Source organism: Tepidimonas sp. HKU78 (genome assembly GCF_049860815.1).
Lineage (GTDB): Bacteria > Pseudomonadota > Gammaproteobacteria > Burkholderiales > Burkholderiaceae_C > Tepidimonas.
Window position 1 is genome coordinate 1,927,103 of record NZ_CP187547.1, and the last position, 20,956, is coordinate 1,948,058.

The window sequence follows — 20,956 nt, forward strand, 5'->3', positions numbered from 1 at the left end:
GGTGGGGCGTCAGCGTGGGCCCACAGTGGTTACTTGATCAAGCCCACTTCGCGGTAGTAGCGCTCGGCCCCGGGGTGCAGCGGCACCGGCATGCCCTTGAGGGCGTTGTCGCGCTTGATGGCGCGCGCGGCGTTGTGCGCGGCGTACAGCGTGTCCAGGTTGTCATACATGGCCTTGGTCATGCGGTAGACCAAGTCCTCGGGCACGCCGCTGTGCGTGACCAAAAAGTTGGGGATGGCCGCCGTCGGTATGTCCGTCGTTTGGCCGGTGTAGGTGTTGGCGGGAATGACCGCAGGCTGGTACGCCGGGTCGCCCACCTTGGCCACGACTTCCGGGGGTACCGGGATGACGACGATCTTGATGGCCGTGGCCAGATCGCGGATGGAGGCCACGCCCAACCCGGCTGACTGCAGCGTGGCGTCGAGTTGGCGACCTCAGGGGAAACCCCGTGGCGGCGACGCCCGGGTGACATCCGGTGCAGGGGCGCCGACGGCGCGCGCCTGCTCGACGGCATGGCCCAGCGCCAGCACGGCCATCGCGTAATAGCTGCTCTGGTTGTAGCGGGTGATAGCGTAGAAATTATCGGTACCCAGCACATAGGTGGCGGGGGCGCCGCCACGCGTGGGGTCACCGTTTTGCAGCTCGACCAGCGCCAGCAACCCGTCGGTGTGCGCCTCAGCCTCGGGCGCGGGGCGCGCGCCCAGGGCGCGTAATTGGTCCAGCGTGAACGTGGGGCGGATGTCTGGGGCCAGCAGCGTGGCCAAATGCTCGCCATCGGCAGGGGGCGTGACGGCGTACGTCGGTGCCAGACCGGGCCGCCAACCGTGGGCGCGCAAAAAGCGGGCCACGGACGCGATGGCATCGGGGGCGCTGGCCGTCAGGTCCACGTGGCCATCGCCGTCGGCATCCACACCGTAGGCCAGCCAATTGCTGGGCATGAACTGCGGCAGCCCCATGGCGCCCGCGTAGCTGCTGCGCCACGCATCGGGGGCGGTGCCCTCCAGCCGCGCCAGCCGCAAGAAGGCGCGCAGCTCTTGCTGAAAGTACGCCTGGCGGGCGGCGGCGCGCGGGTGGGCGGCCGGGAAGTCCAGCGCCAGCGTGGTGAGCGCGTCGAGCGTGCGGTGCTGACCCAGGTGGCGGCCGTAGAGGGTCTCGACGCCAATGATGCCCACGATCAGCGCTGCCGGGACGCCGTATTCGGCTTCGGCGCGTGCCAGCGCAGCCTCGTGCGCCGACCAAAAGCGCACGCCGGCTTGGATGCGCGTCGGCTCGACGAAGCGCGCGCGGTAGGCAGCCCAATCTTTGAATGCGGCGGGTGGTGGGGGCAGGATCAAGCGCGTGACGCGCTCGTCACGCCGGGCGCGGGAGAGCCACCGCTGCGCCCAGCCGTCCGTCCAACCCTCGGCGGCGTCGATGGCCGCGGCCAGCGCTTGGGCATCGGTGCGCGCGGCATAGGTGGGGTCGGCAGGCGCGGGCGGGCGGGCCTGGCCCACGCTTGGGGTGCCGGCCCCGGCCAGCACGGTCAGTCCGGCCATGACGAGCAGGGTGCGCCGACGCAGGGCCGGCGCGTTGTCCGGCGCTGCCTTGGGTGGCAGGGGCAGTGTGGAGAGTCGGCGCGCGAGCGTTGGCAGATCGGGCATCGGGGGTCGGGAAGGCGTCGTCACGCGTGCATCGTAGCGCACCGCTTCCAGCGCCAGCAGCCATTCGGCCCAGGCGCGCCGCATGTCGGCATCGCTTTGCACGGTCGGGTGCTGTTCGATGCGGGCCAGCAGTCGGCGCGGGGTCAGCGGCGGCGGGCATGCTATCCCCGCGCGCGCCCAGCGCCGAGCGGCGCGCGCCAGCAGGTGCTGCCACGGGTCGCGGCGGGGCCGGTGCCACACGAGGGCCGCGGTGCCCAGCAGCGCCAGCGCGGCCAGCGCGATGCCCAGTGCGCGCGCGGCGTCGCGCCAGTCCGACGCGTCCAAGCCCAGCCGCCGCAGCATATCGAGCTGGCGCGTAGGGCCATAGTCCAATACCCAGTCGTTCCAGCGCTGGTTGGCGGCGTCCCAGACGGCGCGCAGCGTGGTCAGCAGCCGCGGGTCGAACCGGACCACCGCGGCCGCAACGGGGCCGGGCGGGGGGCTGAGCCGCTGTGCGGTGGTGGTGCGATCCGGGCTGACGTAGGCGGTGGGGTCGATACGCACCCAACCCTTGCCGGGCAGCCAGACCTCGGCCCAAGCATGGGCGTCGCTCTGGCGCACGGTCCACCGCCCGTCCAAGGGGTTGGGCTCACCACCCTGATAGCCGGTCACGATGCGCGCGGGGATGTCGAGCGCACGCATCGCGATCACGAACGCCGAGGCAATGTGCTCGCAAAAGCCCTCGCGCCGGTCGAACCAAAATTCGTCGGCCGTGTCGCGTCCGTAGGGGCCGGGCTCGAGCGTGTAGCGGTAGCCGCCATCGCGCAAGCGGCGCAGCACCGCGTCGACCAGCACGTGCGGCGGCGGCTCGCCCAAGTCGCGGCGCAGCTGCTGTGCCCAGGCCAGCGTGCGTGGGTTGTAGCCCGGCGGCAGCTCGCGGTCCACCTGCAGCGCCAGCCGCTGCGCGTTGGTGCCGCGCTGGTGCGCGGGGTAGGCGTGCCCCTCGTAGCGCAGCACGTCGGTGACGGGGCGCGCCAGCCACCACTGCCCATCCGGCGAGGATTGCGGCGTCAAACCCGCCAGACTACCGGCGGCGGCAGTGATCACCGGGGCGGTGGGCGTGGCGTCCAGCGTCAGCAGCCACGGGCGCAGACTGGGCTCCATCGTGACCTGATAGCGCACAGCCGACCCGAGCGGTGCGAAATCGCCTCCGGTGTCGTGCAACAGCAAGCCGACGGGCACATCGGTGGCGGCATCCGGGCCGTGCACCGGTCGCCAGCGTCGCCCGTCGAAGACCCGCAGCACCGGCCCCCGAAAATACAGCGCCTCGCGCGGCGGTGCGCCATCCGGAAACGCCACGCGCAGCGCCACCCGCTCGTCCAGCGCCAGCCGGGCCACGTCGCCGACCTGCATCTGGCCCGACAGACCGCTGCGCCCCAGGGCGGTGTCGGTGGGGATACCCCACAGCGGCGGCAGGCGCGGAAACAGCGCAAACAGCAGCGCCATGATGGGCGCCCCCAGCAGTGCCATGCCACCGGCCGTGCGTGCCGCCTGCGCCAGGGGCGGGCGGCCATGGGGGCGGTGGGCCAGCACCAGCCCCGTCAGCAGCCCCCACACCGCCAGCACGATGCCCAGCGCCATCGGCAGCGACTGCGATTGCAGCAGTGGCGTGAGCAAGGCGAAAAAGCCCAGGAAGAACACCACGAACGCATCGCGGCGCGCGCGCAGCTCCAGGGTCTTGAGGGCCAGCAGCACGACCACCAGCGTCACGCCGGGCTCCGGGCCCAGCAGCGTGCGGTGGGTGTAGACCGTCAAGCCCACGGCCACCGCTGTGAGCGCGAGCCGCCACGGCCAGCCCGGCAGCGCGCGCCCCCGCCAGGCCAGCCAGCCGCGCCAGGCCAGCACGCCAAAAGCCAGCGCGCTGGTCCACCCCGGCACGTGGCCGGCCTGCAGCACGACGATCCCGCCGATCACCGTGAGCAGAAACAGGGTGTCGCGGGCCTCGCGCGGCAGGGCAGCGAGGCGCGGAAACAGCGCCGACGGGGTCAGTGGCATGCCAGGGCCTCCAGGCAGCGGCGGCGGTGGGCAGGCCCATGGTCCGGCTCGATGACGATAGCGGCTAGCCGCAGGCCGTAGCGCCGACCCTCGGCGTCGGCGCGCAGCACCCAGGCCGCCAGGCGTGAGCGCCGGGCTTCCAGCGACCCCAGGCCGCAGCAGGCCTCGTCGAGCCAGAGGTCGGCGGATGGCGGGGTGGGCTCGGCGGCGCGCACCAGCCAGCCCGCTGGGTTGCCATCGGTGCGCGCCGCCTTCTTCCACAGCACGCGAGTGGCGGCGTCTCCAGTGCGGTACGGACGCACGGCCTGTGGTGTCGCGTCGCCCGTGGCGGTATGCCGGATGGGTAGCGCTACGGGCTGTAAAGGCGCCGGCGTGGACAGCGAGGCCGTGGGCAGCGCCGGGGCGTCGGGTTCCGGCGCGGGGTAGACCGTGACGCTGCCTGCGGGGCGCCACACGCTCCAGAAGCGGACGACGCCCAGCGGGTACAGGGATTCGACCCGCAGCGGCGGCAGCGCGTGCCGTCCGCGCGTGGGCAGCACCAGCGGCAGCTCGATCGCCGTGCGGTCGCCCGCGGCGACGTCGGTGCCGGCCGCTGCCGCGCCGGGCTGCAGCCACTGCAGCGACACCGCCCAGCGCGGGTGGCGCCCGGGTGCCTCCAGCCACACCCGGGCCGGGATGAGGCGCCCGGCCCACGCCTCGCCGTCGATCGAAACCTGCAGCCGCAGCCCGCGCAGGTTGCCATGCCCGACGTGCACGCTCGCGGCGATGCTGCCGGCCAGCAGAAATGTCAGGCCGTAGCCCAGGTTGAGTTGGTAGTTGATGCTGCCCACCAGCAACAGCAGTAGTGTCAGCCCCAGCATCCAGCCCGCCCGAGTGGGCCACAGATACAGGTTGCGGTGCGTCAGCACGTGCTGCGCGGTGACGGGCAGGCGGGCCAGCCACCAGGCGCGCCATCGCTGCCGCCAGCCGCTGTGGGGTTGGGAGGGGGCGGCCATCGGGCTCACGGCAAGGGCAGGGCCTGCACCAGCGCGTGCAGTTGGCCGGCCGCATCGCGCCCCGCGCCGCTGACGGGCACGAGTCGGTGTGCGGCCACCGGCACCAGCACGTCGATCACGTCGTCCGGCACCACGTAGCGGCGCCCCTGCAGCAGCGCGCGGGCGCGCGCGGCGCGCAACAGTGCCAAGCCCGCCCGGGGGCTGAGCCCGTGCACGAACCAGCGGCCGTCGCGCGTGGCCTCGAGCAGCGCCTGCACGTAGTCGAGCAGGGCGTCGCTGACCGTCACCGCCCCCGCGGCCTGCTGCAGTGCCCGCAGTCGGGTGCCATCGAGCAGCGCAGGCAGCCGTTGCAGCATGTCGCGCCGGTCTTCGCCCGCCAACAGCGCACGCTCGGCGCGGCGGTTGGGGTAGCCGAGTGATAGCCGCATCAAAAACCGGTCGAGTTGCGATTCGGGCAGCGCGTGCGTGCCGATTTGCTCGAACGGGTTTTGCGTGGCGATGACGAAAAATGGCTCGGGCAGCGCGTGCGTGACGCCATCGACGCTGACCTGACGCTCTTCCATCGCCTCCAGCAACGCGCTTTGGGTGCGCGGGCTGGCGCGGTTGATCTCGTCGGCCAGCAGCACCTGGGCGAACAGCGGGCCCGGGTGAAAGACGAATTCTTGCCGCTGCCGGTCATAGACGGCCGCACCGGTGAGGTCGCTGGGCATCAAATCCGACGTGAACTGCACGCGCGCGAAGCGCAGCCCGAAGGTGCGCGCCAGCGCGTGCGCCAGCGTCGTTTTGCCCACGCCGGGCATGTCCTCGATGAGCAAGTGGCCACCTGCCAGCAAACACGTGACGGCGTCGCGCAGCACGTCGTCTTTACCCACGATGACCGTGGTAAGCTGATCGAGTAACGAGGCAATGAGGGGCCGGTTCGCATCCATGACTGCACGATACCGGAAAGCGTCACGCCGCGACGGCCCCGCGACAGACAAGCCATGAAACCGACCGGCTACTTCACGCACCCCCTCTGCGTCCGCCATGACATGGGGCCGGGGCACCCCGAGTGCCCGCAGCGCCTGGGCGCGATCGACGACCGCTTGCTCATCACCGGGGTGCTCGACGCGCTGGAGCAGCGAACCGCGACGCCGGCGGCGGTGGCCGAGTTGGAGCTGGCGCACGACCGGCTGCACATCGCCGCCATCCGCGGCCTGAGTGACGAGTTGCGCGAGCGCATTGCCGCCGGTGGGCCGTCGCACCTGTCGCTCGACCCCGATACCGCGCTCAACGTCCACACCTGGGAGGCGGCGCTGGCCGCGGCAGGGGCCGCGATCGACGCTACCGAGGCCGTGGTGGCCGGCGAGCTGGCCAACGCCTTTTGTGCCGTGCGCCCACCCGGGCACCACGCCTGCCGCAACCGCGCGATGGGCTTTTGCTTTTTCAACAATGTTGCCGTGGCGGCCAAATACGCGTTGCAGCGGCTGGGGCTGCAGCGGGTGGCCATCGTAGACTTCGACGTGCACCACGGCAACGGCACCGAGGACATCGTCGCGGGTGATGAGCGCATTCTAATGTGCAGCTTTTATCAGCACCCCTACTACCCCGAGTGGGACCACCGCGATGCGCCCAACCTGGTCAACGTGCCCGTGCCGGCCTACACCAAGGGCATGGACGTGCGCGAAATCGTCGAGATGATGTGGCTGCCTCGGCTGCAGGCGCACCGGCCGCAGCTGATCTTGATCAGCGCCGGGTTCGATGCGCACCGCGAGGACGACCTGGGTCAGCTCGCGTTGGTGGAGCAGGACTACGTCTGGATCACGCAGCGGCTGATGGAGGTGGCCAAGCGCCATGCCAAGGGCCGTATCGTCAGCGTGCTCGAAGGCGGCTATAACCTGAGTGCGCTGGCGCGCAGCGTCGAGGCACACGTGCGCACGCTGGCCGAGTTGTGATGGCTTTGCCGAGGAGACCCCCATGACGACCGATGCCCCCATCCTGTTGCACACCCGCGACGCGCGCGGCGTGCATACCCTCACACTCAACACGCCGCAATCGTTCAACGTGCTCAGCGAGGCGATGCTCGCCGCGCTGTCGGCCAAGCTGGACGACATCGCCGCCGACGAGGGCGCGCGCGTGCTCGTCATCGGCGCGGCGGGCAAGGCGTTTTGCGCCGGGCACAACCTCAAGGAAATGCGGGCTCGCCCGGAGCTTGCGTACTACCAGCAGCTCTTTGCCCAGTGCTCGCGCATGATGCTGCAGATCCAGCGCTTGCCGGTGCCGGTGATCGCCCGCGTGCAAGGGTTGGCGACGGCGGCGGGCTGCCAACTGGTGGCGCAGTGCGACTTGGCCGTGGCGGCGCAAGAGGCGCGCTTTGGCGTCAACGGCATCGACGTCGGGCTGTTTTGTGCCACGCCCAGCGTACCGCTGGTGCGCAACGTGCCGACCAAGGTGGCGATGGAGATGCTGCTCACGGGCGAGTTCATCAGCGCCGAGGAGGCGCGCCTGCGCGGGCTGGTCAACCGGGTGGTGCCAGCGGATGCGCTGGACGCCGAGATCGAGCGGCTGGTCAGCGCCATCCTGGCCAAGCCGCGCGCAGCCATTGCGATGGGCAAAGCGGTGTTCTACCAGCACCGCGAGACCGGCATCGAGGCCGCCTACCAACTGGCGGGCCAAACCATGGCTTGCAACATGATGCACGAGGTGGCCCAAGAAGGCGTGCAGGCCTTTATCGAAAAGCGTCCGCCCGCGTGGCGCGCGTCGGCCTGACGCGTCGCTGCCGACCGCCCTCCTTTTCAGCGTTGTTCGACCGACCGAGTCACCCATGAGCCGACCCCCCGCTCCCGCCCCGATCGACGACATCGGCGCCTGGTTGCAGACCTTTTTGCAGCCCGGCGCCCTGATCGAGCTGTCTGCGCTGGCCGTGTGTGTGGCGCTGAGCTGGGGCGTCGCGCGAGGCTTGAAACATGCGTTCAATCCCGACGCCGAGCGCTCGATTTGGTTTGGCCATCGCGGCATCGATGGGGTGCTGTTTCCGTTGCTATTGCTCGTGCTGGCGTATGCAGCGCGTGCGCTGACCGCGCTGTGGGCGCCGCCCGCGGTTTGGCGTGTCGCCGTTCCGGCGCTGCTGGCGCTGGTGATCATTCGCATCGGCGTCAAGGTGCTGGAAGTGGCGTTCCGCGGGGCGGCGTGGCTGCGCCCGGTGGAGCGCACCGTGTCGTGGTTGGCGTGGCTGGCGGCGGTGGCCTGGATCACGGGGTTGCTGCCGGTGGTGCTGGCCGAGCTGGACCAGATCACGTGGAAACTGGGCGGCACGACGATGTCGGTGCGCACCCTCATCGAGGGGGTGCTCAGCGCCGGCGCGGTGTTGATCGTGGCGTTGTGGATCTCGTCGGCCATCGAGGCACGGTTGCTGCAAGACGCGAGCGGCGAGTCGCTGTCGCTGCGCAAGGCCGCCAGCAATGCCACGCGCGCGCTGCTCCTGTTCGTCGGGTTGATGCTGGCGCTGTCCGCGGTCGGCATCGACCTGACGGCGCTGTCGGTGCTGGGCGGCGCGATCGGCGTGGGCATCGGCTTTGGCTTGCAAAAGCTCGCCGCCAACTACGTCAGCGGCTTCGTCATCCTGACCGAGCGCAGCCTGCGCATCGGCGACATGGTGCGGCTCGACACCTTCGAAGGGGTGGTGGCCGACATCAAGGCGCGCTACACCGTCATCCGCTCGGTGGGCGGGCGGGAATCGATCGTGCCCAACGAGCTGCTGTTGACGCAGCGCGTGGAAAACCTCTCGCTGTCCGATCCCAAGGTCTGGCAGTCCACGGTGGTCGGCGTGGCCTATGGCAGTGACGTCGAGCTGGTGCAGCGCCTGCTCGTGCAAGCCGCCCTAGAGCAGCCTCGCGTGTTGCGTGACCCGGCGCCGCTGGCGGCCCTGTCGGCCTTCGGTGCCGACGGGCTCGAGTTCACGCTGGGCTATTGGATCGCCGACCCCGAAAACGGCCAGCTCGGCCTGCGCTCGGCCATCAATCTGCGCATCCTGGCGCTGTTTCGCGAGCACGGGGTGGAAATCCCCTACCCGCAGAGGGTGTTGCATGTGCGCCCGACGGAGGGTGGCGCGGGGGCGGCCATGCCGGTGCTTGCCGCGGCTCCCCAGGCGCCCGGCCACTGACGGGTTTGTGACGCGCGGGTTGGGGGCTTGTGACGTCCGCGCGCTCCCCCTATAATGCACGAAAAACGAACGATCGTTCGTTTTTTCACGGGGTCCTCCCCGTACAATGCGAACGATTGACGTTGACGTAAACGTCAAGTCGGCGTCGTTCTCCACCACCCACAGGAGCCAGCATGAAGATTCTCGTCCCCGTCAAGCGCGTGGTCGACTACAACGTCAAGGTGCGCGTCAAAGCCGACGGCACTGGTGTCGACATTGCCAACGTCAAGATGAGCATGAACCCGTTCGACGAAATCGCCGTCGAGGAAGCCGTGCGCCTGAAGGAAAAGGGTGTGGCCACCGAGGTGGTGGCGGTGTCGTGCGGCGTGGCGCAATGCCAGGAGACGCTGCGCACCGCCATGGCCATCGGTGCCGACCGCGCCATCCTGGTCGAGACGGACGAGGAGCTGCAGCCGCTGGCAGTGGCCAAGATCCTCAAGGCCTTGGTGGACAAAGAGCAGCCGGGCCTGGTGATCCTGGGCAAGCAAGCCATCGACGACGACGCCAACCAGACCGGGCAGATGCTGGCGGCACTGGCGGATTGGCCACAGGCGACGTTTGCCTCCAAGGTCGAGGTGCAGGGTGAGGCGGTGGAGGTCACGCGCGAGGTCGACGGCGGACTGGAGGTGTTGCGGCTGACGCTGCCGGCCATCGTCACCACCGACTTGCGCCTCAACGAGCCGCGCTACGTCACGCTGCCCAACATCATGAAGGCCAAGAAAAAGCCGCTGGAGACCGTCAAGCCCGCCGATCTGGGCGTGGACGTGACGCCGCGCCTGAAGACCCTGAAGGTTGCCGAGCCACCCAAGCGCAGCGCGGGCATCAAGGTGCCGGACGTTGCCACGCTGGTGGACAAGCTCAAGAACGAAGCCAAGGTCATCTGAGGAAAGGACACGCGCCATGACCATTCTCGTCATCGCCGAACACGACAACGCCACCCTCAAGGGCGCGACCCTCAACACCGTGGGGGCGGCGCTGAAGCTGCAAGCCGCCGGGGCCGGCGACATCCACGTGCTGGTGGCCGGGCACAACGCCGCAGGGGCCGCGCAAGCTGCCGCCCAGATTGCCGGCGTAGCCAAGGTGCTGCACGCCGACGGGCCCGCGCTGGCGCACGGTTTGGCCGAAAACGTGGCCGCTCAGGTGCTGGCCCTGGCCGCGGGCTACAGTCATATCCTGTTTCCGGCCACCGCGGGCGGGCGCAATGTCGCACCACGCGTGGCTGCCAAGCTCGACGTCGCGCAGATCAGCGACATCACCGCCGTCGTCGATGCGCACACGTTCGAGCGCCCGATCTACGCAGGCAACGCGATCGCGACGGTGCAAAGCGGCGATGCGCAGCATGTCATCACGGTGCGCACCACCGCCTTCGACCCCGCGGGCAGCGGCGGTGCGGCGCCCGTGGAGCCGGTGCCGGCGGTGGCCGACAGCGGCAAGAGCGCCTTCGTCAAGAGCGAGCTGGCCAAGAGCGACCGCCCGGAGCTGACAGCGGCCAAAGTCATCGTCTCGGGCGGGCGGGCGCTGGGCAGCGCCGAGAAGTTCAACGAGGTGATCACGCCACTGGCGGACAAGCTGGGTGCGGCGATCGGCGCTAGCCGCGCCGCGGTCGATGCGGGCTACGCGCCCAACGACTGGCAGGTGGGGCAGACAGGCAAGATCGTCGCGCCACAGCTCTACGTCGCCGTGGGCATCAGCGGCGCCATTCAGCACCTGGCGGGGATGAAAGACTCCAAGGTGATCGTGGCGATCAACAAGGACCCGGAAGCGCCGATCTTCAGCGTCGCCGACTACGGGCTCGAGGCCGACCTGTTCCAGGCCGTGCCAGAACTGGTCAAGGCGCTGTGACGCCGTGTTCGATGGCTGGGCATCCGCGGGATGCCCTTTTTTTGCCCGAGGAGTGACCCCATGACTTTCAAAGCCCCCGTCAAAGACATGCTCTTTGCGATGGCGCACCTGGCGCAGCTGGACCAGATTGCCCAGATGCCTGGCTTCGAGGACGCCAACCTGGAGACGGCCCAGGCCGTGCTGGAAGAGTGCGCGCGTCTGAACGAGGAAGTGATCGCGCCCCTGAACTGGGAGGGGGACAAGAACCCCTCCTGGTGGCAAGACGGCGCGGTGCGCACCACACCCGGGTTTGCCGACGCCTTCCGCCAGTACGCCGAGGGTGGCTGGCAGGGCCTGCAACACCCGGCCGAGTTCGGTGGTCAAGGCTTGCCCAAGACGATCGGCGCAGCGTGTACCGAGATGCTCAATGCCGCCAACCTGAGCTTTGCCCTGTGCCCGCTGCTGACCGATGGCGCGATCGAGGCGCTGCTGACCGCCGGCTCGGACGCGCAGAAGGCGACCTACATCCCGCCGATGATCGAGGGCCGCTGGACTGGCACCATGAACCTGACCGAGCCGCAGGCGGGCTCGGACCTGTCGCTGGTGCGCACGCGCGCCGAACCCCAGCCCGACGGCACCTACAAGATCTTTGGCACCAAGATCTTCATCACCTACGGCGAGCACGATATGGCCGAAAACATCGTGCACCTGGTGCTGGCGCGCGTCACGGGGGCGCCGGAGGGCGTCAAGGGCATCAGCCTGTTCATCGTGCCCAAATTCTTGGTCAACCCGGACGGCAGCCTGGGCGCGCGCAACGACGTGCACTGCGTCAGCATCGAACACAAGCTGGGCATCAAGGCCAGCCCGACGTGCGTGCTGCAGTACGGGGACCACGGCGGGGCGATCGGCTATCTGGTCGGTGAAGAAAACCGCGGGCTGGAGTACATGTTCATCATGATGAACGCCGCGCGCTACGCCGTGGGTCTGCAGGGCATCGGCCTGTCCGAGCGGGCCTATCAGAAAGCGGTGCAGTACGCGCGCGACCGCGTGCAAAGCCGCCCGGTCGACGGCAGCGTGGCCGGCCCCGCGCCCATCATCCACCACCCGGACGTGCGCCGCATGCTCATGACCATGCGCGCGCTCACCGAGGGCTGCCGCGCGATGGCGACGGTGGCCGCTGCCGCTTATGACGCCGCGCACCACCACCCGGACGAATCGGTGCGGCGCCAGAACCAGGCCTTCTACGAATTCATGGTGCCGCTGGTCAAGGGCTACAGCACCGAGATCAGCCACGAGGTGACCAGCCTGGGTGTGCAGGTGCACGGCGGCATGGGTTTCGTGGAAGAGACGGGCGCGGCGCAGCACTACCGCGACGCCAAGATTTTGACGATCTACGAGGGCACGACGGCCATTCAGGCCAACGACCTGGTGGGCCGCAAGACGGCGCGCGACGGTGGAACGACGGCGCTGGCCATCGCCCGGCAAATCCAGGCCACCGAAGCGGCGCTGGCCGCCAGTGGCAGCGACGCCGCGCGCGCCGTGCAGGTGCGCCTGCAGGCGGCCCGCGAGGCCTACGAGCAGGTGGTGGCGTTCATTGCTGCGCAAGCCAAGGCCAACCCGGTGGCGGCGTACGCGGGCAGCGTGCCCTATCTGATGCTGGCGGGCAACCTGATGGCGGGCTGGCAGATGGCGCGCGCGCTGCTCGTGGCCGAGCGTGAGCTGGCCGCCGGGCGGGATGTCGCGTTCATGCAGGCCAAGATCGCCACTGCCCGCTTCTACGCCGACCACATCCTGACCCGCTGCGGCGGCTGGCGCGACAGCATCGTTGCGGGTCACGACGCCATCGCCGACATGGCGCTCGATACGTACTGAAGGAGCTTTCATGTCCCGTTTGCCCACTGTTTTGCAGCGCGTGCCGTTTCCCGTCATCGGCTCGCCGCTGTTTATCATCAGCAATCCCAAGCTCGTCATCGAGCAGTGCAAAGCCGGCATCGTGGGCGCCATGCCAGCGCTCAACGCGCGCCCGGCCTCGCAGCTCGATGAGTGGCTGGCCGAAATCACCGAGGCGCTCGATGCGCACAACCGCGCGCACCCAGATCAGCCCGCCGCGCCGTTTGCCATCAACCAGATCGTGCACAAGAGCAACGACCGGCTGGAGCACGACATGGCGCTGTGTGCCAAGTACAAAGTGCCCATCGTCATCACCAGTCTGGGCGCACGCGAGGACGTCAACCAGGCCGTGCATGGCTGGGGCGGCGTCGTGCTGCACGACATCATCAACAACACCTTCGCCCGCAAGGCGATCGAGAAAGGCGCCGACGGCCTGATCGCGGTCGCCGCCGGCGCGGGGGGGCACGCGGGTACCAAAAGCCCGTTTGCGCTCATCCAAGAGATCCGCCAGTGGTTCGACGGGCCGCTGGCCCTGTCGGGATCCATCGCGACGGGCGGTGCGGTGCTGGCAGCGCAGGCGATGGGGGCCGATTTCGCTTACATCGGCTCGCTGTTCATCGCCACACACGAGGCACGTGCCAGCGACGCGTACAAACAGTGCATCGTGGAGTGCAACTCGGACGACATCGTCTACACCAATCTGTTCACCGGCGTGCACGGCAACTACCTCAAGCCCTCGATCCGTGCGGCGGGGTTGGACCCGGACCATCTGCCCGAGAGCGATCCGAGCAAGATGAATTTCGCCTCGGCAGGCGCCAAGGCCTGGAAGGACATCTGGGGCTGTGGTCAGGGTATTGGTGTGGTGGATGCGGTGCGCCCGGCGGCCGAGGTGGTGGCGCGCCTCAAACAAGAGTACGACGAGGCTCGCGCGCGCCTGTGCGCGGGGGCGTGAGCCGGGTTGACCGCCGCGCTGGTCTGTATCAGGCCAGTGTCGACAGCGGCAGAGGAGCGCTGCCCTCTGGGCCCCAGGCGGCACGCACGGCGGCCAGCAGCTCGGTCTGTGCCGTCAGGGGGTCATCGATGGCGATGACGTGCCTGTGCGGCATCGAGCGCAGCCAGGTGAGCTGCCGCTTGGCCAGTTGGCGTGTGGCGGCGGCCCCACGCTCTTGCAGCGCGCGCCGTTCGTCAGCGCTCAGCGTGTCGCGCCCGTGCGCGGCGGCGGCGTCGAGCGCCTCCCACGCCTGTCGGTAACCCACGCATCGCATCGACGGCAGCCCTGGGTGTACGTCGCCGCGCGCGCGCAGGGCGCGCACCTCATCGAGCAACCCATCGTCCAGCATGGCGGCAAAGCGGGCCTCGATGCGCTGATGCAGCCAGGCGCGCTCGCGCGGCTCCAACGACAGCAGGTGCCCCGGCAGGCTATCGATGAGCAGCGCGGGGCGAGCGTCTCTCTGCTCGCCGTGCTTTCGCTCCTCGCCCCCCCAGCGCCGCTGCAGTGCCGACAACGGCTGACCAGTGGTGTACCACACCTCCAGCGCCCGACCGATGCGTTGCGCGTCGGTCGGCGGCAGCCGCGCCGCGGTGAGCGGATCGACCCGCGCCAGTTCGGCGTGCAACGCCGGCCAACCGTACTGCTGCGCCCGTGCCTCGATCGCTGCGCGTACGGCCGGTTGGGCCGGGGGCAGGTCGTCCAACCCCTCGAACAGCGCCTTGAAATACAGCATCGTTCCCCCGACCAACAATGGCCATCGCCCGCGGGCGCGGATGTCGGCCAGCAGCCGCCGCGCATCGCGCACGAACTCGGCGGCGCTGTAGGCGTGCGTCGGTTCCAGAATGTCGATCAGGTGGTGCGGCACCGCCGCGCGCTCGACTGCCGTTGGCTTGGCCGTGCCGATGTCCATGCCGCGGTACACCAACGCCGAGTCCACGCTGATGATCTCCACCGGCCAGCGCGTGGCCACCGCCAGCGCCGCTGCCGTCTTGCCGCTGGCCGTGGGCCCCGCCAGTGCCAGCCAGGCAACGCTCGGTGCGGCATCGGTGGGGTGGAGGGGAGGGGCAGTCATGGGTCCGCGATTATCGCGGCCGCACTGGCGAGCGAACCTCCCCATGGCGCTGCACCAGTGTCCAGGCCACGGTGGCGATGACCACGGACCAGAACCACAGACCGTTGGTGAGCGGGTACACCCCACCGTCGGGGCCAGTGGACATGTGCTGGCCCAGCCAGGTGCCCATGCCAAAGGCGGTGAGCATCATGATGAAACCCGCCAGCGCCGACGCCGCCCCGGCCGCCTGTGGGAATGGCGAGACGGCGCCGCTTTGGCCGCAGGGCTGGTGCACGCCGTGTGCCAGGATGAACAGGTAGTACGGTCCCATGATGGCCCAGGTGTGGTGCCAGCCCAGCAGCGCCAGCACGCCGCACAGCGTCCCGCCGGTGAGGGTAAAGCCCGCCGCCAGCGCTACCGTGCGCCGCACACCCCAGCGTGGAATCAAGTGCCGGCACAACACGGTGCCCGCGATGTAGACGGCTGACATCGACAGCATCAGCAAGCCGTACTGGGTTTTGCTGAGACCCAAGACGGTGATGAAGACGAACGACGAGGTGGCGAGAAACGTAAACAGTCCGCCATACGAGGTGGCGGCCAGCAGCGCCCAGGCCCAAAACGTCGGGTGACGCACGATGCGAGCCCAGATGCGCAGCATCTCGCGCGGTTGCAGGGCACGCGGGTTGGGGGCGGGCAGCGTCTCGCGAAAGCGCAGCGCCACCAGTGCCAGCGCCAACGCCGAGAACACCGCCAGTGCCCCGAGCGTGACGCGCCAGCCGTAGTGCTCCGTCAGCCAACCGCCCAGAGGGCCGCTGATGCAGGCGAAGATGCCCAGCCCGGTCAGGCCACGCGACATCATGCGCGCGCCTTCGGTCGGGCCATACAGGTCGCGCACGATGGCGCGCGCGCCCATGACCGAGGCACCCATGGCCGCCCCCTGAACGATGCGCCACAGAATGAGCTGCTCGATCGTGGTGGCCAGTGTGTTGCCGATCGAGGCCAGCGTGTACGCCGCCAGACCGACCAGCAGCACCGGGCGGCGGCCGAAGCGGTCGGAAATCGGCCCCCACACGAGCTGGGCGGCACCGAACGACAGCAGCAAGGCGGTCAGCGTCGCCTGGACCTGGGCCATGGGGGCACCAAAGGCGGCCGTGACGGCCGGCAACGCGGGCAGGTACAGGTCGGTGGCCAGCGGCTGGATGCCCAGCAGCAGCGAAAGGAAGACGACGACCCACCCCGGTGTCATGGGGGGCGTGCCGGTAGCGGATGCGTGCATGACAGGATGCTACCAAACCCAGCCCGCGTGCAGGCCTGGGCGCGAGCCGTCCGGCGTCGCCTCAGCGACCGCGCAGAAACAGCGCGTCGAGCTCTTGGAGGCTGAGCTGGCGCCAGGTCGGGCGCCCATGGTTGCACTGGTCGCTGCGCTCGGTGGCTTCCATCTGGCGGAGCAGGGCGTTCATTTCCTCCACGGTGAGGCGGCGGTGGGCGCGCACCGCGCTGTGGCAGGCCATGGTCGCCAGCAGCTCGTTGCGCGCACGCTCCAGTACCCAGCGGCCGCCGCCGTGCTGCTCCAGTTCTGCCAGCACCGCACGCGCCAGGGCCACCGCATCGGCGTGGGCCAGCAGCACGGGCACGGCGCGCACCGCCAGCGTCTGTGGCGACAACGGCACCACCTCCAGCCCCAACCGCTGCAGGTCGTCGGCGCAGCGCTCGGCGCAGGCCACCTCCAGCGGGGTGGCGGCAAACGTGGCCGGGATGAGCAGCGGCTGGCTCGGCATGGCCGTCTCGCCCAGCTGGTCGAACTGTGCTTTGAGCCGCTCGTACACGATGCGCTCGTGCGCGGCGTGCATGTCCACCAGCACCAGGCCGTGGGCGTTTTCGGCCAGGATATAGATGCCGTGCAGTTGCGCCAGTGCTCGGCCCAGCGGCCATTCGCCGTTCGCTGGGGCGTCCGTGGCGACCGCGGCGGTGGGGGTCGGCGGGAATGTCGGGGCGGCGGGCTCGGATGGGCGCGGCGGCGGGTCGGGCCAACCCGGCAGGCGCGGCAGCGGCTCGCGCACGCCCAGGTCGAGGCCGACCGGCCGCTGGTAGCGGGTGGTGTCCCAGTCCCCGGGGCCGCGCGGCAGCGGGGAGGGCACGGGTGCGGGTGCAGCGGGCGCGGGGGTGGCCGTGGGGCCGATGGTGCGGCTGCGGGGGGTGGCCAAGGCGGCTTCGACCGCGCGCTGCACCGCTTGGTGCACGGCGCCGCTGTCGCGAAAGCGCACCTCGATTTTGGTCGGGTGCACATTCACGTCCACCGCACGCGGATCGAGCGTGAGGAACAGCACGTACGCCGGCTGGCGCTGGCCGTGCAGCACGTCGTCGTAGGCGCTGCGCACGGCGTGCGTGATCACGCGGTCGCGCACGTAGCGGCCGTTGACGTAGGCAAACTGGCGGTCGGTGCGTGCGCGGGCTGCATCGGGCAGGCCGATCAGGCCGTGCAGCGACAGTGGCCCGGCACTGGCCTGCAGCGGCAGGCTGTCGCCCACGAAATCGCTGCCCAGCGCGTCGGCGATGCGGCGCTGCCACGCGAGTGTGGCGTCCAGATCGGTGCACGCGCGCCACTGCTGCACCAGCCGCCCCTCGTGCCAGATGGCAAAGCCCACGTCGGGGCGCGCCAGGGCGTGGCGGCGCACGGCTTCGATGCAGTGGGCCAGCTCGGTGGCGTCGCTTTTGAGAAATTTGCGCCGCGCGGGGGTGGCGTAGAACAGCTCGCGTACCTCGACCGTGGTGCCGGGTGGGCGGGCCGCCGGCCGCAGTTCGCCGCTGCGGGCGTCCAGGCTCCACGCATGGCCATCGGGGTCGTCGGCCGGGCGCGACACCAGCGTCACCTCGGCCACCGAGGCGATGGCGGCCAACGCCTCGCCACGAAAGCCCATCGTGAGCACGGATTCGAGTTCCGCCAGGTCGCGGATTTTGCTGGTGGCGTGGCGTTGCACGGCGGCGGGCAGTTCCTCGCGTGGGATGCCGATGCCGTCGTCCTCCACCGCGATCAGGCGCACACCGCCACCAGCCAGGCGCACCGTGATCTGGCGCGCGCCCGCGTCGAGGGCGTTGTCGACCAGCTCGCGCACGACGGAGGCGGGCCGCTCGACCACTTCGCCCGCAGCGATCTGGCTGATGAGCTCGTCGGGCAGGGGGCGGATGGCGCGGCGTGGGATGGGGGCGTCGGGGCTCATCAGGTGGACCGATTGCGCGCCAGTGGCGGGTTGCGCTCGAAGTAGCGCCGGATGCCGCGCTCCAGCGCTTCGGCGATGCGGGCCTGAAACGCCGGGTCGCGCAGTCGGCGCTCTTCGTCGGGGTTGCTAATGAAGGCGGTCTCCACCAGCACGCTGGGGATGTCGGGCGCGCGCAGCACGGCAAAGCCGGCTTGTTCGACGCGTGGCTTGTGCAGGACGCTAACTCGCTCGATCTCGCGCAGCAGGGTGGCGCCTAAGCGCAGGCTGTCGTTGATCTGCGCGGTCATGCTCATGTCGAGCAGCGTGCGTTGCACGGTCACGTCCTTGACGTTGACGGGTAGGCCGCCGATGCGGTCGGCGGCGTTTTCGCGGTTGGCCAGCCAGCGCGCGGCGGCGCTCGACGCCCCGCTGTCGCTGAGGGCATAGACGCTGGCACCGCGTGGGCGCGGGGTAAAGAAAGCGTCGGCGTGGACGCTCACGAGCAGATCGGCTTGCACGCGGCGCGCCTTTTGCACGCGCACGTGCAGCGGCACGAAGAAGTCGGCGTCGCGCGTCATGAACACGCGCACCGGGTTGCCCTGGATGCGCGTGCCATCCAGGCGTTCGCGCAGGCGGTGCGCGATGGCCAGCACGACGTCTTTTTCCCGGGTGCCGTCGGGGCCGATCGCGCCGGGGTCTTCTCCCCCGTGGCCGGGGTCGAGGGCGACGATGATGAGGCGCTCGCTGGGTGCGCGGCGGGGGCCGTCGGGGCTGGGCGTGGGGCGGGCCGCCGGGGCGCGTTCAGCCGGCGGTGGCGCCGGGGGCGGGGCGACTTCTTGCCGTTCGCGGCGCGCAATCAAGTCGGCAATGGGGTCTTCGTCCACAGCGGGCGGCCCAGCGGTGTGGGTGGACGGTGATATGGCCGCGTCGGCCCCGGACGTTGGCGCCGGGGCGCGTGCCACGTGGCGTGCGATCAGCTCTTCCAGGGGGTCCGGCGGGGTCAGCGGGTACAGGTCCAGCACCAGCCGGTGCTGGTACGCGGCCACCGGCTCGAGCTGGAATACCTGCGGCCCGACCGGTTGTTTGAGGTCGAGCACCAGCCGCACCGTGTCAGGGTCGTAGAGTCCCACGCGCACGCGCGCCACGAATGGGTCGTCGGGCTGGATGCGCTGTACCAGCTCTTGCAAACTGGGCAGCAGGTCGGCACCCCGGATGTCTACCGCCAGCCGCGGCGGGTCAGCCACGTACAGGGTGGTGGCCTGCAAGGCGGTGTCGGACTCGATGGTGACACGCGTGTAGTCGCGTGCGGGCCACACCCGCACGCCTACCACGCGCGCGGCCCAGGCGGGCCAGCTGCCCCCCAATCCTGCCAGCACCAGCAGTGCGTGCAGGTGTCTCATCAGGGCGCGGCGTTCGGCGTTCAGCGATCGGCTCATGCAGCGGTGTCGAGCAGGGCCACGCCACGCGCGGAGCGGGCGCTGAGGGTGATGTATCGGCCACCGTCGTCGGTGTGCCGCAACAGCAGGTCGAGGTCGGGCATGGGCAGCAGCGGGCCGGCCTTGTCCGGCCATTCGACCAGCTTGAGCCCGCGCCCGGCGAACAGTTCCCGCAGGCCCGCGTCCTCCCACTCGCGCGGGTCGTCGAAGCGATATAGATCGGCGTGCCAGGCGGGCAGGGGGCCGCCCCACGCAGGGGTGGCGGGCAGCTCATAGGGCTCGACCAGGGCATAGGTCGGGCTCTTGATGCGCCCCGTCACGCCCAGCGCCCGCAGCAGGTGGCGCACGAAGGTGGTCTTGCCCGCGCCCAGCTCGCCGCGCAGGGTCAGCAGCGCGTCGGCCAGCGACGCGTCGGCCTGCATGGCTGCAGCCAGCCGTTGTGCCAGGCGCGCGGTGTCGTCCTCGCTGGCGGCAAGCCAGTCGCGCGTGGCGGTGGGCGGGGGCGTGGGGGACGAAGACATGGATCTTTCTCGGGGACTTCCTACAATCGCGGCGCATGCAGCCAATACCCACGCCGAGCGGGGCCGATGCGCCCGCCCAGCCGACACCGGACACCGGCGTCGCTTGGGTCGAGCGCATCCGCGGCTGGGCGCGCGCGCTGGGATTTTCCCAGATCGGCGTCAGTGCCGTCGACCTGTCGCATGCCGAGCCTGGGTTGCTGGCCTGGTTGGCCGCAGGCTTTCATGGCACGATGGACTACATGGCGCGCCATGGGCTGCGGCGCGCCCGCCCGGCGGAGTTGGTGCCGGGCACGCTGAGCGTGATCACGGCGCGCATGGACTACTTGCCGCGTGACGCGGGCGAGGACTGGCGCGCGCGCGAGTGGGCGCGGCTGGCCGACCCGGACGCTGCCGTCGTCTCGATCTACGCCCGCGGACGCGACTACCACAAGGTGCTGCGGCGGCGGCTGCAGCAGCTCGCGCAGCGCATCGAGGCCGAGTGGGTCGCGGCGGGGCAGCCCGCGCCCCAGACGCGCGTGTTTACCGACTCGGCACCGGTGCTGGAGGTGGAGCTGGCCACGCGCAGTGGCCTGGGCTGGCGCGGCAAGCATACGCTGGCGTTGCACCGCGACGCGGGGTCGATGTTTTTTCTGGGCGAGATTTTTATCGACCAGGCGCTGCCGCCCACGCCTGCGCACCCGGCGCACTGCGGCCGCTGCCAGGCGTGCATCGACGTGTGCCCGACGGGTGCCATCGTCGCGCCCTACCGGCTCGATGCGCGCCGCTGCATTTCGTACCTGACGATCGAGCACGAGGGGCCGATCCCCGTGCCGCTGCGCCGCGCGCTGGGTAACCGCATTGTCGGCTGCGACGATTGCCAGTTGATTTGTCCCTGGAACAAGTACGCGCGCCGCAGCCCGCTGCCGGATTTCGACGCCCGCGAGGCCCTGGCCGCCCCGCGACTGCTGCCGCTATGGGCCTGGTCGGAGGACGAGTTTTTGCGCCACACCGAGGGCAGCGCCATCCGGCGCATCGGCTACCAGCGCTGGCGGCGCAACCTGGCCGTGGCGCTGGGCAATGCGCGCGCGGCTGCCCGTGCGCGGGGCGACACTGCGCAGCAAGCCGCGATCGAGTCGGCGCTGGCCCCTGCGCTGGCCGACCCCGACACGCCCGTACTGGTGCGCGAGCACGTCGCCTGGGCCCTGATGGACTAGGATGACG

Annotated in this window: 16 protein-coding genes and 1 pseudogene; 8 read left to right on the plus strand and 9 right to left on the minus strand. The window is 70.1% G+C overall.

Going from position 1 to position 20,956, the window contains the following annotated elements:
* Positions 1-29: 29 nt before the first annotated feature.
* The 4 genes and pseudogenes from ACPYIS_RS09640 to ACPYIS_RS09655 all read right to left on the minus strand — a co-directional run.
* A pseudogene (locus ACPYIS_RS09640) lies at positions 30-419 on the minus strand (TAXI family TRAP transporter solute-binding subunit); the annotation flags it as partial.
* A 15-nt stretch (positions 420-434) separates the two neighbouring features.
* On the minus strand, positions 435-3,674 hold the full coding sequence (gene mltB, locus ACPYIS_RS09645) for a lytic murein transglycosylase B (protein WP_424859425.1): 3,240 nt from the start codon (positions 3,672-3,674) through the stop codon (positions 435-437).
* Positions 3,665-4,669, minus strand: coding sequence for a DUF58 domain-containing protein (locus ACPYIS_RS09650; protein ID WP_424859424.1), 1,005 nt, complete (start codon positions 4,667-4,669; stop codon positions 3,665-3,667). Before ACPYIS_RS09650 ends, mltB begins: the two co-directional genes overlap by 10 nt.
* Positions 4,670-4,674: 5 nt before the next feature.
* A complete protein-coding gene (locus ACPYIS_RS09655) occupies positions 4,675-5,598 on the minus strand; it encodes an AAA family ATPase (protein ID WP_424894593.1) in 924 nt (307 codons plus the stop codon).
* Positions 5,599-5,652: 54 nt separating this feature from the next.
* Here ACPYIS_RS09655 and ACPYIS_RS09660 point away from each other — a divergent pair, with 54 nt between their 5' ends.
* The 7 genes from ACPYIS_RS09660 to ACPYIS_RS09690 all read left to right on the plus strand — a co-directional run bounded on the left by ACPYIS_RS09660 (position 5,653) and on the right by ACPYIS_RS09690 (position 13,512).
* Positions 5,653-6,603, plus strand: coding sequence for a histone deacetylase family protein (locus ACPYIS_RS09660; protein ID WP_299020868.1), 951 nt, complete (start codon positions 5,653-5,655; stop codon positions 6,601-6,603).
* Between the two features lie 22 nt (positions 6,604-6,625).
* Complete coding sequence (locus tag ACPYIS_RS09665; protein ID WP_424859422.1) at positions 6,626-7,417, plus strand: enoyl-CoA hydratase; 792 nt, start codon at positions 6,626-6,628, stop codon at positions 7,415-7,417.
* Between the two features lie 55 nt (positions 7,418-7,472).
* Positions 7,473-8,810, plus strand: coding sequence for a mechanosensitive ion channel family protein (locus ACPYIS_RS09670; RefSeq protein ID WP_424859421.1), 1,338 nt, complete (start codon positions 7,473-7,475; stop codon positions 8,808-8,810).
* Positions 8,811-8,983: 173 nt separating this feature from the next.
* Positions 8,984-9,733 (plus strand): electron transfer flavoprotein subunit beta/FixA family protein, encoded by a 750-nt coding sequence (locus tag ACPYIS_RS09675; protein ID WP_299020864.1) that lies wholly within the window; start codon positions 8,984-8,986, stop codon positions 9,731-9,733.
* 16 nt (positions 9,734-9,749) lie between these two features.
* Positions 9,750-10,691 (plus strand): electron transfer flavoprotein subunit alpha/FixB family protein, encoded by a 942-nt coding sequence (locus tag ACPYIS_RS09680; RefSeq protein WP_424859420.1) that lies wholly within the window; start codon positions 9,750-9,752, stop codon positions 10,689-10,691.
* A 60-nt stretch (positions 10,692-10,751) separates the two neighbouring features.
* A complete protein-coding gene (locus tag ACPYIS_RS09685) occupies positions 10,752-12,542 on the plus strand; it encodes an acyl-CoA dehydrogenase (protein ID WP_299020861.1) in 1,791 nt (596 codons plus the stop codon).
* A 10-nt stretch (positions 12,543-12,552) separates the two neighbouring features.
* Positions 12,553-13,512: an NAD(P)H-dependent flavin oxidoreductase gene (locus ACPYIS_RS09690; RefSeq protein WP_299020859.1), complete on the plus strand. Its 960-nt coding sequence runs from the start codon at positions 12,553-12,555 to the stop codon at positions 13,510-13,512.
* Between the two features lie 28 nt (positions 13,513-13,540).
* Here the strand turns inward: ACPYIS_RS09690 and miaA are convergent, their stop codons facing one another.
* From miaA to tsaE, 5 genes are all read right to left on the minus strand, one after another.
* Positions 13,541-14,623 carry a tRNA (adenosine(37)-N6)-dimethylallyltransferase MiaA gene (gene miaA / locus ACPYIS_RS09695; protein WP_424859419.1) on the minus strand — a complete coding sequence of 361 codons (1,083 nt, stop codon included), beginning with the start codon at positions 14,621-14,623 and terminating at the stop codon, positions 13,541-13,543.
* 10 nt (positions 14,624-14,633) lie between these two features.
* Entirely contained in the window at positions 14,634-15,878 is a 1,245-nt protein-coding gene (locus ACPYIS_RS09700) for a multidrug effflux MFS transporter (RefSeq protein ID WP_424859418.1), read from the minus strand.
* Positions 15,879-15,939: 61 nt separating this feature from the next.
* The gene (mutL, locus tag ACPYIS_RS09705; protein ID WP_424859417.1) at positions 15,940-17,820 is read right to left on the minus strand and encodes a DNA mismatch repair endonuclease MutL; all 1,881 of its coding nucleotides are present in this window, start codon (positions 17,818-17,820) and stop codon (positions 15,940-15,942) included.
* Complete coding sequence (locus ACPYIS_RS09710) at positions 17,820-19,235, minus strand: N-acetylmuramoyl-L-alanine amidase (RefSeq protein ID WP_424859416.1); 1,416 nt, start codon at positions 19,233-19,235, stop codon at positions 17,820-17,822. The genes mutL and ACPYIS_RS09710 overlap by 1 nt, the downstream gene beginning before the upstream one ends.
* A complete protein-coding gene (gene tsaE / locus ACPYIS_RS09715) occupies positions 19,232-19,756 on the minus strand; it encodes a tRNA (adenosine(37)-N6)-threonylcarbamoyltransferase complex ATPase subunit type 1 TsaE (protein ID WP_424894595.1) in 525 nt (174 codons plus the stop codon). Before tsaE ends, ACPYIS_RS09710 begins: the two co-directional genes overlap by 4 nt.
* A gap of 35 nt (positions 19,757-19,791) precedes the next feature.
* Here tsaE and queG point away from each other — a divergent pair, with 35 nt between their 5' ends.
* On the plus strand, positions 19,792-20,949 hold the full coding sequence (gene queG / locus ACPYIS_RS09720) for a tRNA epoxyqueuosine(34) reductase QueG (protein ID WP_424894596.1): 1,158 nt from the start codon (positions 19,792-19,794) through the stop codon (positions 20,947-20,949).
* The last annotated feature ends 7 nt before the right edge of the window (positions 20,950-20,956 follow it).

Excerpts from the sequence above, each read along its gene's own strand:
- mltB (WP_424859425.1), bottom strand. The coding sequence starts at position 3,674 with ATGCCACTGACCCCGTCGGCGCTGTTTCCGCGCCTCGCTGCCCTGCCG.
- ACPYIS_RS09650 (WP_424859424.1), bottom strand. The coding sequence starts at position 4,669 with ATGGCCGCCCCCTCCCAACCCCACAGCGGCTGGCGGCAGCGATGGCGC.
- ACPYIS_RS09655 (WP_424894593.1), bottom strand. The coding sequence starts at position 5,598 with ATGGATGCGAACCGGCCCCTCATTGCCTCGTTACTCGATCAGCTTACC.
- ACPYIS_RS09660 (WP_299020868.1), top strand. The coding sequence starts at position 5,653 with ATGAAACCGACCGGCTACTTCACGCACCCCCTCTGCGTCCGCCATGAC.
- ACPYIS_RS09665 (WP_424859422.1), top strand. The coding sequence starts at position 6,626 with ATGACGACCGATGCCCCCATCCTGTTGCACACCCGCGACGCGCGCGGC.
- ACPYIS_RS09670 (WP_424859421.1), top strand. The coding sequence starts at position 7,473 with ATGAGCCGACCCCCCGCTCCCGCCCCGATCGACGACATCGGCGCCTGG.
- ACPYIS_RS09675 (WP_299020864.1), top strand. The coding sequence starts at position 8,984 with ATGAAGATTCTCGTCCCCGTCAAGCGCGTGGTCGACTACAACGTCAAG.
- ACPYIS_RS09680 (WP_424859420.1), top strand. The coding sequence starts at position 9,750 with ATGACCATTCTCGTCATCGCCGAACACGACAACGCCACCCTCAAGGGC.
- ACPYIS_RS09685 (WP_299020861.1), top strand. The coding sequence starts at position 10,752 with ATGACTTTCAAAGCCCCCGTCAAAGACATGCTCTTTGCGATGGCGCAC.
- ACPYIS_RS09690 (WP_299020859.1), top strand. The coding sequence starts at position 12,553 with ATGTCCCGTTTGCCCACTGTTTTGCAGCGCGTGCCGTTTCCCGTCATC.
- miaA (WP_424859419.1), bottom strand. The coding sequence starts at position 14,623 with ATGACTGCCCCTCCCCTCCACCCCACCGATGCCGCACCGAGCGTTGCC.
- ACPYIS_RS09700 (WP_424859418.1), bottom strand. The coding sequence starts at position 15,878 with ATGCACGCATCCGCTACCGGCACGCCCCCCATGACACCGGGGTGGGTC.
- mutL (WP_424859417.1), bottom strand. The coding sequence starts at position 17,820 with ATGAGCCCCGACGCCCCCATCCCACGCCGCGCCATCCGCCCCCTGCCC.
- ACPYIS_RS09710 (WP_424859416.1), bottom strand. The coding sequence starts at position 19,235 with ATGAGCCGATCGCTGAACGCCGAACGCCGCGCCCTGATGAGACACCTG.
- tsaE (WP_424894595.1), bottom strand. The coding sequence starts at position 19,756 with ATGTCTTCGTCCCCCACGCCCCCGCCCACCGCCACGCGCGACTGGCTT.
- queG (WP_424894596.1), top strand. The coding sequence starts at position 19,792 with ATGCAGCCAATACCCACGCCGAGCGGGGCCGATGCGCCCGCCCAGCCG.